The following is a 13,048-nucleotide window of genomic DNA, read 5'->3' on the forward strand; positions in this document are numbered from 1 at the left end:
AAACACCTACAAACGTTGTTTTATCAACGTTTATAGGTGCTCTTCTTAAAAATTTTATCATTATTTTTGAACCAAACTCATATTCATTTCGATTTCATCTGCCTTTTTCCTCATATACATTGCCCATTCAATTAAAACGATTGGAACTAATGATATGTAAACATTAGCAATAATAAAAACAAAAAATAGTTCTTCTAAATTCGTCAAAACACTGTAAACATAACCGATCACTCCACTAGCAATCGGGACCATATAAAACGGAAAGCGTGGAAAACGAAAACCTATGACACCACTAAAAATCATCACAAGCATAGCCATAATAATAAAATGCCAATACATTGAAAAGTACATTGCCATCCCAATTCCTCCTTTGGTCGGTCATGTCGAAACCTTAAGAAAGAATATTCGACATTAATGTACTTTCCCCTGCCTAAAATTACTTTTTTATCTACTTCAAGTTAACAATTAGCTGCATTAGTGTTAAATTTAAGTTTCGTATAGATTTGAAGGATATATGAAGTGGACATAAATGGTAATTGAAAAAATAAAGTATTTACACACATAGTATTAAGACAGGACTTGCTTATATGATTACTTTTCAAATACACAAGTTCTTTTGTTATGCCTTCACAATTGCTCGTAGGAATGCTTTTACCCTGCTGTAGGTCAAGCTCTAAATATGTTATAATTTCCGTTAATTTGAAAAGTAGGTGAATTATCACTTTATGTCAATCTTAGAAACACATCTTATAGACGCGATAGCGAAAAGCGATGATAATAAAATAATCTTTTTAATTACAGACCATCTTGATTGAAACAATGAATATGAACATTTAAATTTACTCCAAGATAAAATCAATGCATATCTTGGATTTATTGAATGGGAGCAATATATCAAAATGTATGGAGAAGATGAATATAAGGAATTTATTATTCAAATTTCTTTTTCGGAAAAACCTTCAAAAAATGGTTGGCGATTCATTGAAGTTGTTTCGAAACAACTCTCACCTTTTAATATTAAAATAGAAGTTAATAATATTTGAATGAACGTTGTTACTGATTTATTACCATTGGATACGATTACTATTTTCAAAAATCAAAACAATAACCATCATGCTTTTTAATGCAGGGCTTATGATTATAAGTACACCTCATATTCGTAAGCCCTTTTGTTATGCTTCCCCTTAACCATCCTTATAGTTACAAAATCCCCACTTAACTTCCAAACTATAATCTACTATGCTAAAATTTCTGCACAGGCAGGTTTTTTATTAGTTGAGAAAAGGATAGAAAGTGAAAGGAGTACAAAATGATGTTTAAAGATACTTGGAATCCCACACAAGAAGAAATAAAGAAATGGGTATACAGTGATGAAATGATACCTGAGCAAGATTGGGAACTCGCGATATATGATTTTGAAAATATACCGATGATTTGTACATTTGTTGAGGACGAACATTGCAAACATACTTCTTTTTTCTTTAGTACTTTATATGTTTTCACAGGAGATACAGTTCGGGGAGGAGACAGTAAAAAAATCAAAAAACTATCCGAATTGCTAGAAACGATTGAGCATACGGCAAAATCAAAAAAACTAAAATTATGGATTGAAAGTTCTCAACTTCTTATTGCACACCCTGAATATTATGAATATACATATTGGGGTCTTGGTTCAAAGTATGCTTATGAATAATTAAGAAACAAGAGCCACTTTCATTTTATCCTAAAATAAATTTTAATATAGCTATCAAGACAGGACTTGCCTATATAACAGCTTCTCATATGTGCAAGTCCTTTTGTGATGTCTAAACCCTCAAAATCTCCCGAATATCCTCTTCCGTTAAAGCGCCAGAAACCTTTTCATCAAATTCAATGATATCTGCAATAAGGTTTCGCTTTTTTTCTTGGAGCTCGTTCATTTTTTCTTCAATTGTGCCGCGGGCGATGAGCTTAATGACTTGTACGGTGTTTTTTTGGCCCATTCGATAGGCACGATCCGCTGCTTGTGCCTCTACTGCGGGGTTCCACCAAAGATCATAAAGGATAACCGTATCGGCACCCGTTAAATTCAGCCCTGTCCCCCCTGCTTTTAATGAAATCAAAAATAAATCCCGCTCTCCAGCATTAAAACGATTGCACAGTTCAACGCGTTCCGCTGAAGGCGTTTGACCGTCCAAATAGAAATATGCTTGACCGCGCATCGTCATCTCTCGCCCAATAAGTTCCAGCATTTTCGTAAATTGGGAGAAAATCAACACTCTTCTGCCGGAAAGCCTCGATTCCTCTAATATTTGTAGTAGCTGCTCAAATTTCGCGGAGCTTCCTTTATAGCCATCGACAAACAAACTCGGGTGACAGCAAATTTGGCGTAGTCTCGTTAAGCCGGCTAAAATACGAATGCGATTTTTCCGAAACGTGTCCTTGTCGAGGTGCTTCAATGTATCGACTCGAAGCTTGGCTAATAAGGCGGCATACAGTTGCTTTTGCTCAGGTAGTAGCTCTGACATTTCAAGCGCTTCGTTTTTGCCAGGTAACTCCGTCAGCACCTCTTCTTTTAGACGACGGAGTAAAAATGGTCGTACCCTCCGCGCTATTGCTTTCCTTGTTAAATGACTGTATTCCTCTAGTCCTTGGAATAGCTGCGGGAAAATGACATGATAAATCGACCAAAGCTCTTCCTGATTATTTTCTATAGGTGTTCCTGTCAGTCCAAAACGATAATCCGCTTTTATCTTTTTGACCGCTCGCGCCGTTTGGGTTAACGGATTTTTAAACGCTTGTGCCTCATCAAAGAACACCGTGTGATACGTTTGCTGCTCATACCATGCTATGTCACGGCGGAGTAGCGGATACGATGTAATGAGCACATCGATATCATCAAGATGACGTTGTAGCTCTCTTCGAACAGCTTGATCTCCATCGATAACGATTGCTTGCAGCTCAGGTGCAAATTGCATTATTTCATGTAGCCAGTTATACATTAACGAGGACGGGCACACAATGAGCACTGGCTGCTTACTCGCTCGTATGTTATCTAGTTCTGACACGATGAACGCAATACTTTGCACCGTTTTCCCTAGTCCCATATCATCGGCTAAAACACCTCCAAACCCGAAGCTCGCTAGTTGTTTCATCCACTTAAATCCTTGCTTTTGATAGTCTCTTAAAATGCCTGCTAAGCTTGGTGGTACATCGAAATCCAACGTTTCTGGATGCAGTAATTCACCTACAAACTGGCGGAATGATTCGGTTGGTGTAAACACTTGACTGTCACCGATCAACTCCAAAAATTTCAGGCTTTCGATTATCGGCATATTAAAAGTGGCTTCATAATGGTCATCTTGAACTGGTCCTGCTAGTAAAAATCGGCGAATTTCCTCCATTTCCTTTGTTTCAAGCGATAGCAAAGAGTCATTCGGTAGGCGATAATATTTTTTCTTTACTTCCAGTGTCTGCAATATCTCCTTCACTTGTTGATCTGAAATACCGTCCATTTCAAATTTGAATTCCAACCAATTGGTTCGTTCCTTCTTCACCTTTACGACAATTTTAGGGAAGGTATTGTGTTTAACAAGCCGATTGCGAACAGCCGTTGTCGCATAAATTTGCGCAAGTGGTTGAAGGTTAGGAAGAACATGATATAAAAAGTCATATTCTAGTTCTTCATTTTGCATGAAATAACCGCCATCTGTTTTCGTAAAGTCGCTTTCCTCCATGATGTCAAGGATCTCCTGTTCCTTTCTGTAATCCCGAATCAACATCGGACCTACTGGATGCTCGGCACTTTCCAACGGTTGAATCACCACATGTTCATAATGAAATTCTAGTCCCGCTAGCAATCTATTTTTCAAGCGATCTAAGTAAAGCTTAGCAACAAGTGGTGTTTTCCTCATTTCCTCTGTTAACTGTTGTGACAAGTTGACTTGCCCGATTTTTCTCAAACCCGGTACGACTTTGTTCAAAAACATCTTCAGTTGTTCATGTGGAATAAGTACATGATTTGTATTAGGCGTTATAAGCATTTGCTGTAGTTCTGTTAACCGCTCACAATCCTCGCTGTCTAACTGAAACACGGAGCCATCGATTAATACAGTATCATACGCACTGAAAAGCCGCATTCGCTCGAAGCCTTGAATCGTCAATTGATATTCGCCGTTTATCTCTTCTACTATAAATTGTAACGGTGGAGCCCCATCTACAATGCGTAATGGCTGAGTAGCTTGTCCTTCCTGTTCAATGAATAAGGCTGACATTTGTGTAAGTAAAGAAGTAAGCCCTCTCCAAGCAGATGGTGGAATTAGTAAGACTGTCTCGTTCGGTAAAGTGTCAGAAAAAGCCTTTTCATCCTGGACAATTTGAATGAGTTGATGCAACATCACGTCTATTTCATCGTTAAAGCAATGTTCATTGGGATCGTAGATAAGTGTAGGCGATAACGTACAACGTCTCCCTAACTGAACATGTTGTAGAAACTCTCGAATATGTGTAATCTTCGTTTGCCCGATACATAGCTCTACACCAAACAAGTATTGCCCGTTCCCGATTGTGCAAGGCTTAAATGTAAAGTGAACATCTAGTACTTGTCTTTGTTCAAAATGCAGCTGATGCCGGCTTTTTCGTATTGGTCCGTCCTGAAAAAGTGTCATAATCCCCGTTGACAGTTGGGGCATATGTAATTGTTCAGATGACTCATCAGACGGCGTACTCCCCTGTCGTTTCCGTTCATCAATGGCCAGCAAAACAGCCGCTACATGCTGACAGCTCTTACTGAAATTCACAAGTGTAGGACAGCTACAAGATGTCTGAATACGCCCAAGCGGATCTTTTTCAATTGTGACATGGAAGTCTTCTGCACCTTTCACAGTAGCTGTACATCGTTCTACGTGATCGTCGTGAATGGTTACTTTATTTGCGCGATAATAAGCGTCTCCTCTTTTGAAGGAGACCGTGCCGCACATTTCTTTTATGATTTTATGATTGATTTTGATGTCCATGTATGTAGTCCCTTCCTTAGGAGATGGATCGTTACTAATGCCTATTTTACCATGTACTTAAGATAGCCTCGACATACTGTTGATGACGTGCTCCTAGTGTCGCCCCGATTTCACCTTCTACTCGGCTTATTTTTAGAGCGTTTTGTTTTAACTAATGTAGAAGCAGGCTGTTTTCTAATCCATTTTACAAATTTCCACACTTGTTCATCTGCTTTTAGTGCTTCAATTGAATTTAATCTAATTGCTAATTCTTTGTTCGTATATAAAGCATGGATATTTTTATGGCAAGGAATGCAAAGAAAAGCAGTTGGCCCATGATTCCCGCCTTCTTCTCTTGGAATTAAATGATGCTCTGTCGTTTCCACTTCCGTTCGCTTACATAATGCACAAACATCTACTTTCTTCGCCATACTCTTCTCCTTTCTATTGCGATATTTCGATTGCTCCATTCGATGAAGTAATGATATTATTCGCCACTTTTAGTAAATCATTAGGACATTTTTTTGATCATGCAATAAATTTTCATACAAAAAAGCCGATTGCAACTACGTCGAATCGACTTTTCTTATAACTAACGCCATGTTACGTTCATGAAGAGGAACTTTCTTGTACCTTATATGAACTGAAACGCAAACATTAAACCAAGCGGAATCGTTAACCAAAGTAGAAAGTTACTTACGATTATCTTAAAACGCGAAATATTTTCGGGTCCGTCTTTGAAAACGAATCGCCACATTAGTAATACCCCGATCGCCCATATCGGTAGGATAAAAAAGAATTCGGGTGTCAACGCCTTGGCGTCACCTAATGCACCTTCTGCAAAAAACCAAGCGATTAATAATGCAACAACACCACTACATATAACATTGACCATTACCAACTTTGATTTAATTTTGACCTCCGCCTTTCTCTTTGTCTACTAAAGTTACGTTAATGAAAAATGTCCTAACCATGTTACTTTTTCATATTGTTCTAGGTCTGTATCGCCTTCCGTGGATATAAGTAATACGCGAGATTGCCTGTCTAAACCAAGTGCTTTCCCTATTTCTGGCTGAAACTTTTGTAAATAATATAGTAGCCCAAGCGTTACCGCACCGGATTCTCCCGATATAATAGCAGGATCTCCGTTGCACGGATTGCCATAAATACGCATACCTAATGCTGCAATGGCATCGTCACAAGAAAACGTTGCAATGGCGCTATCGCTCAAAATACGGTAGGCATCTTTGTTCGGTTCACCGCAAGCTAATCCTGCCATAATTGTGGCCATATCCCCCGTTACAAATTGAATCGAAGCATCCTTTGTCAAAAATGATTGATAATAGCAATCGGCTTTGTCCGCTTCTACAATGATGATTTTAGGTGGATTCTCCGGATATAGCTGATCGAAAAATGCCGTGATGGCGCCCGCAAAAGAGCCTACCCCTGCTTGTAAAAAGATATGTGTTGGTGGAGTTGGCAATTCCTCTGCAATCTCTAACCCTATCGTCGCATATCCTTGCATAATCCACAGTGGAATATGTTCGTAGCCCTCCCAAGCTGTATCTTGAATCACTATATAACCTTTTGTTTCTGCTAATCTCGCGCATTCCCTGACACAATCATCATAGTTCAGCTCTAAAATATGGGCATCTGCTCCTTCAGAACGAATCGCCTCTAATCGTTGTTGAGCAGAACCTTTTGGCATAAAGACAATCGATTGATGGCCAAGCTCCCGTGCAGCCCAAGCTACGCCGCGCCCATGATTGCCATCTGTCGCTGTGATAAAGGTTAACTGTCCGAGTTTCTTTTTAACTTCCTCGCTTTTTAAATCATCAAATGTGAGATTTTCAAAAGGGATTGCTAAAGTATCTGCGATGTATTTCGCGATGGCATAAATCCCTCCTAATACTTTAAAGGCGTTTAAGCCAAATCTTTGGGATTCATCCTTCACATGAATCGTTTCTACATGTAATTTCTTTGCTAGTTGTTGCAAGCTATGTAATGGTGTTTTCGTATACGCTATATGTGATTGCTGAAACTTTAACACTTCTTCGATGATATTTTGCTGAAAATGTGAATAGATTGGGCCGCGCTCTTCCTTTTGATGGTGATTTTTTGTCCATTGAATATACGTTTGATATTGCATTTCAAAACCTCCTATTTCATATACTATGCGATGTAAGAATACGGTTACTCGACGTGCTGTATCATTAACCATAATTTTCTTTCCTACGCAAATAATTCTAGATTTATATACTTATAATAGCTTGAATCCTGTTAAATGCCAAAAGAAGACATAAAAAAGAGCCTAAACTTCGCTAAAACCGTTTAAGCTCTATAGTATTCACTTTACTGTATATTCTCCTGTCCCCTTCGCACATTTTCCAAAATGATTTTACTTTTCGGAATGCTTGGGATGTCGTTTAAGTCAAAGCTTAAGTCTTGTTCAGGGATATCGTATTGGATTCTATTGACTAAGTAATCTAAACTCACCTTCATGATTTCAATCGTCATTTGTTCCCCTGCGCAGCGATGCCCTAAAATATAATCGCCTCCCCCTTGTGGGATAAAGCTAAACGGACTGCCTTGCCAGCTCGCAAAACGTTCAGGATAAAATGAACCGGGATTTTCCCACAACGCCGGATCATTATTCGTTCCATATAAATCAAGTAAGGTCATTGTTCCCGCTTTAAATTCATGGTTGTTCCACGTAAAATCTTCTTTTACCGTCGCTACGATAAATGGGAAGAACGGATAAAAACGTCTCACTTCTTGTACAAACATGCGCGGATAATCTGGATAGTTCTGTAATTTTTCTTTTTCTTTCGGGAATTCGTGAAGCGCAAGTAATGTAAAGTTTGCATAAATGGCAATGGCTACAATCGGGCGAAGTAAATTGATAATCTCAACAGCGGCTGTCTCTTCATCTAATACGTAGCCATCTACATCTTTATAAAATGCAAATTTATGAAGCACTGAATTTTTAGGAAACTTTATTTTTTCATCGCGCGTATCTCGAATGAGCTGTTGCATATTTTTTTCTACTTGATTCCGGTAACTTCTCCCAATCCAATGTGTCACACCAAATACAGCAGGTGTCTCAAACATGGCCGCTAATTCTTTCGTCAGCCTTTTCGTATCTTGTTCATGAAGGGGATAACCAATCCATTGAAATGCGACTTTACATAGTAGTTCCTTCATTTCATCATAAAACACGATGGAATCCTTTTGGCTCCACTGGTCGATAGATTGCTCCCATTGTAATTTTGTCATATCTACAATGCGAGCCACTTCCTCTTTTGTCATGACCGACATCAACATTTCTTTTCGATGACGATGTGCCTCCCCATCTAGTGTTTGGACACTATTTTCACCAAAAAGCGTTTGGACAATACGATTGGGCGCCGCACCACTACGTTGAAATTTATCTGTATCGTAAAAAAGTCTAGCCGCTTCTTCCCCAATCATACAGATAGCTTTTTTTCCTAAAATCCGCGTCTCAAAAACATTCGAACGCAATTGCCTCTGTCGATTAACAATAAACTCATATCCCTCTTGTAAAAAACTAATACTGTGATCGATCCCTTTCTCACGTGGCATTTCATTTTCCATTACTGTCACCTCTTTACTTAGATTCCCTTCTATTATCTCTAAATGGATTTCAGTTTATGCTATTTATTAAAATGGAAAAAGAATCTTTACAATAAACTGTACATCCCCCTCTATGGGTTATTCATACAAGCATGCAGTTCAATCTACTTTTTGATACGGTACTTCCGCTCCTTCATCAATGAATAATTGATTTATAACATCTATATAACTCATCGTATTACGTATCCAATAATAGGACTCATCTATTTTAAAAAGTGGTACAGACAACTGATGCTCAAATGAAATCATAAATTGTTTATCCTTTTCAATCGTAAATCTTGTACCCAATTCATCCGCTAGTTCATACTGTCCGCTAATATTATCTTCCTGTGTGAGCGGCAAAATGACTATCGACTTTGGCGCTTCTATAGCATGCCGTACTCCCTTCAAGTAATCCATAATTTCTTGTTCATATTGTGGAAATACTTCTTGGTTTGTCGCTAATACAATCACTTCTTCTGTTGATGTATGAATAAAGGCTTGAGCGGAGCAACCAAGCCAGCCCCCTGTATGTCCAATCCAATCGCCTTGGATTATAAAACCATAGCTATAATGTTCAGCCAGCTCTGTTCGTGTTAACATACATTTCACCGTGTCTTTGTTAATGTAATTCCCTTGCCAAAATGCTTTTAGAAACGCCGCTACTTCGATCACTGTTGCATAAATACCACCATCACCATATCCATCATTGCACTGTTTACTAACCTTTACATACAGGTCATCCATTACCCTTTGATATTGTTGCTCCTCATAATCATACATTTGACCTTGTGCTTTACATAGGTGTGTCGGTTGTGTTGTCGTCTGCTTTAAATTTAACGGTCTCGCAATATATTGTTGTAAATATGTTTCATACGATAATCCCGTGACTTCCTCAATAATTTTTGCAAGTAGTACATAATTCGTATTACTATAAGCCCAATACTCATTGGGCGCATATTGTGGTTGCGCTACTGCAACAAATGATTGAACACTTATTGTTGAATCTTCGGCTGCTATATATTCAGGAATACCAGATGTGTGTGTCAGTAATTGTCCAATTGTTACCTCCGCAAAATTTGGTGCAATAAACCAATTTGTAATCTTATCTTTTAATTGTAGCTGTTCTTTTTCAATTAGCTGAAAAATCATTACAGCTGTATACATTTTACTTAGCGATGCTAAATTAAATTGCGTCCTTTCTGTAATGTGGTTTTGTTTTGCAACTTCTTGATAACCATGATAGTATTGTTGAATTTGTCCATTTTTTTCATGATATATCGCCCCATTAAAAGCCATTTGTTCAAGTAACTCCCTCACTATTTAACCCCCTAAACATATTAGATATCTAACATATCGGATATGAAGAAATTCTCTATAATTCCTTCATCGCAATGTCTCTTAATTTTCCTACAATGCGTTCTAATTCATCCACCTCTTTTGATGAAAGTTTACTGTAAATTTTATCTACAACTTGCTGTTCTATATAATCTTGCTTTAAAAAGTACTCAAATCCATTTTCATCTAAAGTGATAAAAACTTCACGTCGATTTCGTGTATTAATTTCCCGCTTGATATATCGATTCTTTTCTAATTTTGCAATCAATTGGCTAACTGCGCTCGAACTGATACCCATTTCAATCGCGATTTCACCAACCGTCATACGCTTTGCTAAGTACACAATATCCAATAAAACCGCTTGTTGAGTTGTAATACCGCTATTTAAATATTGTTTGTAATGTTTAAATATGAGACGGTTTATCGTGTAATCTGCTTCGTTAATGCGCTTCACTTGTTCATATAAAGACATAAAATCACCTACTAATATGTTAGATATCTAAAACATTAGCAGGCGATTTGTTAAACGTCAATATGTATATTTATTCTCCCCTTTTAAATAACCTCTACTATACGATGAAAAATTGTATAGTAGTAAAAGTAAAATATTCTCCTCATTTTGATAAGAACTAGACATAAAGCATTGTACAGTTTGCCAATAAGATTTTCGTGTACTAATAAATTCCCGCCTAACACGAAAATGAAAAAACTTAGTAATTTATGCTAAAAATTTGTGCTAAACACCAATACAACCCCTTCTAATATCCTAGTTCAGAACATATATAAATACAGCGTCACTGTATGTTTGAACCTCAGCTTACGGTTTCTACCTATCCAACCTAATGGTCATTTATATACTGTTACTATTTACTCTCGTTACTTTACTCCATTTTTTCTTTTCGCTCTATCCCATTTCCCTATTACATTTTCATAAACAAATTATTTCCATATACCTTTCGACCAAAAGATGTGTGTTTTTAAAATAACGTGAAAGGTTTGAATATTGTGAAGTATGTATATGTACTTTTGTGTAGCCTTTTTCTGGTGGCTTGTACGCAACTAGCAGAGGAGGATCGCTTACCGGATTCAAATGAACATGAAGAGGACTATAAAAATGCATTCGAACATTCAACAGCTTTACAGCTATTTTTTAAAGAAGACCAAACAACAGCCGTATTTTTAGGAGAAGGCAATGAATATGCTGCTTTTACAGAAGAAACAATATGGTTAACGGATACAATTGTTCAAACGATCATCGATAATGGTGGGGTCACAATGTACCGCCTCTATCGTATAACGGATCAAGCAACCGATTTAGTCTATGAGGATATCACGTCGCCAAATCTCACAGTAGATAATATCGAAAAACTCCCTACTATTGAACGATATATAGCTTTACCGATTGAACGTAACACCTCATTTAATGGTTGGGTCATTACTGCTATCGATGTAACGGTTGAAACACCTTTTCAAACATTTACACAAGCGATTGAAGTCGTAAAAGAAACAGATGACTTTAAAACATCCCGTTATTTCGTTCGTGGCTTTGGCTTAGTGAAGCAGATCGATGAAATGAAGATGGAAGACCGTGTTTTTGTAGTTTCTTCTACATTGAAGGAGATTCAATACCATTAGAATGAGATGAATAGGTGTCTAACATCATAAGTATGAATATTTCTTACATTAAAGCCCCTCTTTTTTTATTTTTCAAATTTTCCGACTACGGAAAAACCATTTGCGCTTATAGTAATTTATGAGACAATGGAAGTTGTGAAAGGAAGATTGACATGATAACAATGCCTAAAATTACACCAAGTTATGATCCGTGGGAAGCTTATATGGATATAGAGCAACATGGCGGATTAACTTTATCTAATATTGAATTTACAACGACAACGCTTTGTAATATGCGATGTGCGCACTGTGCAGTTGGGTATACTTTACAAACGAAAGATCCAGAAGCACTATCCATTGACTTAATTTTAAAGCGTTTAGATGAAATTCCTCATTTAAAAACGTTAAGCATCACGGGCGGTGAACCGATGCAAAGTAAACGCTCGGTGCAAAATTATGTACTACCGATTTTACAATATGCTCATAGCCGCGGTGTACGCACACAGATGAACTCAAACTTAACAATTGACGGCGAGCGTTATATGCAAATCGCCCCTTATTTAGATGTACTACATATTTCACATAATTGGGGAACAGTTGAAGAATTCGTAGAAACAGGCTTTGCGATGATGGAACGTAAACCTACGTTTGAGCAGCGTGCTGCCCTATTTGAGCGGATGATTGAAAACTCCCGTATGCTGGCAGAAAACGGGGTGATGGTATCAGCGGAAACAATGCTAAATAAAAAGACATTACCTTATTTAGAGCATATTCACCATCAAATCGTGAATGAAATGAAATGTGCACGGCACGAGATTCATCCAATGTACCCATCAGACTTCGCTGGCGCTTTAACATCCCTAACACTAGAAGAAACACGCGAAGCCATTCATCATTTACTCGATATTCGTGATGAAAATACATGGATGTTATTTGGGACATTACCGTTCTACCCTTGTAGTACGAAGGAAGAAGATCAAGTATTGCTCAACCGCCTACGTAATGCGAAAAATGTGACGATGCGAAACGATCCAGATGGCCGTTCTCGCTTAAACATCAATATTTTCTCTGGTGAAGTGATCGTTACGGACTTTGGTGATGCGCCGCCACTTGGCAATATTCAAACGGATACACTCCCGCAAGTATTTGACAAATGGCTACAAAGTGATTTAGCCAAATCGCTAAACTGTCACTGCCCTGCCGTCAAATGCCTCGGACCAAATGTACTTGTTAAAAACATGTACTATCAAGACCAAACATTTAGTAGCGGGACTGTGACAAAATAGATTTCAATGGAATAATTCAAATAAATTGGCTCATCACCAAAAGTCGAGGCTACCCTATATACATGGCACACTACACTCCGAGCGGATGCTTTCCGCGGGCATGGCTTCAGTCTCCTCGTCGCTCGTACCTCACTCCTGCGGGGCCTTCAGCTCATGCGATTCCCGCTGGAGTCACCGCTCTCCGTTCCGTGTGCTACCTACTTC

Annotated in this window: 11 protein-coding genes and 1 pseudogene; 4 read left to right on the top strand and 8 right to left on the bottom strand. The window is 38.1% G+C overall.

Annotated features, from left to right (window positions below; translation table 11 throughout):
* Window positions 1-60: 60 nt before the first annotated feature.
* Entirely contained in the window at window positions 61-357 is a 297-nt protein-coding gene (locus AC3II9_RS16430; protein ID WP_489157162.1) for a hypothetical protein, read from the bottom strand.
* Between the two features lie 473 nt (window positions 358-830).
* Here AC3II9_RS16430 and AC3II9_RS16435 point away from each other — a divergent pair.
* Together AC3II9_RS16435 and AC3II9_RS16440 are read left to right on the top strand one after the other, a co-directional pair.
* Window positions 831-1,043: pseudogene (locus tag AC3II9_RS16435) on the top strand (DUF6572 domain-containing protein); the annotation flags it as partial.
* Window positions 1,044-1,312: 269 nt separating this feature from the next.
* Entirely contained in the window at window positions 1,313-1,693 is a 381-nt protein-coding gene (locus tag AC3II9_RS16440; RefSeq protein WP_489157164.1) for a hypothetical protein, read from the top strand.
* 112 nt (window positions 1,694-1,805) lie between these two features.
* Here the strand turns inward: AC3II9_RS16440 and AC3II9_RS16445 are convergent, their stop codons facing one another.
* The 7 genes from AC3II9_RS16445 to AC3II9_RS16475 all read right to left on the bottom strand — a co-directional run bounded on the left by AC3II9_RS16445 (window position 1,806) and on the right by AC3II9_RS16475 (window position 10,416).
* Window positions 1,806-4,994 (bottom strand): DEAD/DEAH box helicase, encoded by a 3,189-nt coding sequence (locus AC3II9_RS16445; protein WP_489157166.1) that lies wholly within the window; start codon window positions 4,992-4,994, stop codon window positions 1,806-1,808.
* 110 nt (window positions 4,995-5,104) lie between these two features.
* The gene (hlpB, locus tag AC3II9_RS16450; protein ID WP_489157168.1) at window positions 5,105-5,404 is read right to left on the bottom strand and encodes an HNH nuclease-like protein HlpB; all 300 of its coding nucleotides are present in this window, start codon (window positions 5,402-5,404) and stop codon (window positions 5,105-5,107) included.
* Window positions 5,405-5,607: 203 nt separating this feature from the next.
* Complete coding sequence (locus AC3II9_RS16455; RefSeq protein WP_489157170.1) at window positions 5,608-5,868, bottom strand: hypothetical protein; 261 nt, start codon at window positions 5,866-5,868, stop codon at window positions 5,608-5,610.
* 51 nt (window positions 5,869-5,919) lie between these two features.
* The gene (gene dpaL / locus AC3II9_RS16460; RefSeq protein ID WP_489157172.1) at window positions 5,920-7,122 is read right to left on the bottom strand and encodes a diaminopropionate ammonia-lyase; all 1,203 of its coding nucleotides are present in this window, start codon (window positions 7,120-7,122) and stop codon (window positions 5,920-5,922) included.
* Between the two features lie 203 nt (window positions 7,123-7,325).
* Complete coding sequence (cypC, locus tag AC3II9_RS16465) at window positions 7,326-8,588, bottom strand: CYP152 family fatty-acid peroxygenase CypC (RefSeq protein ID WP_489157174.1); 1,263 nt, start codon at window positions 8,586-8,588, stop codon at window positions 7,326-7,328.
* Window positions 8,589-8,726: 138 nt separating this feature from the next.
* Window positions 8,727-9,926 carry a serine hydrolase domain-containing protein gene (locus AC3II9_RS16470; RefSeq protein ID WP_489157176.1) on the bottom strand — a complete coding sequence of 400 codons (1,200 nt, stop codon included), beginning with the start codon at window positions 9,924-9,926 and terminating at the stop codon, window positions 8,727-8,729.
* A gap of 55 nt (window positions 9,927-9,981) precedes the next feature.
* Entirely contained in the window at window positions 9,982-10,416 is a 435-nt protein-coding gene (locus AC3II9_RS16475) for a MarR family winged helix-turn-helix transcriptional regulator (RefSeq protein WP_489157178.1), read from the bottom strand.
* 572 nt (window positions 10,417-10,988) lie between these two features.
* On the opposite strand from AC3II9_RS16475, the gene AC3II9_RS16480 reads away from it, so the two are divergent.
* Together AC3II9_RS16480 and yfkAB are read left to right on the top strand one after the other, a co-directional pair.
* A complete protein-coding gene (locus AC3II9_RS16480) occupies window positions 10,989-11,579 on the top strand; it encodes a hypothetical protein (protein ID WP_489157180.1) in 591 nt (196 codons plus the stop codon).
* Between the two features lie 152 nt (window positions 11,580-11,731).
* Window positions 11,732-12,844: a radical SAM/CxCxxxxC motif protein YfkAB gene (gene yfkAB / locus AC3II9_RS16485; RefSeq protein WP_489157182.1), complete on the top strand. Its 1,113-nt coding sequence runs from the start codon at window positions 11,732-11,734 to the stop codon at window positions 12,842-12,844.
* Window positions 12,845-13,048: the final 204 nt, after the last annotated feature.

The sequence above is a fragment of the Lysinibacillus sp. RU7 genome, assembly GCF_057837305.1.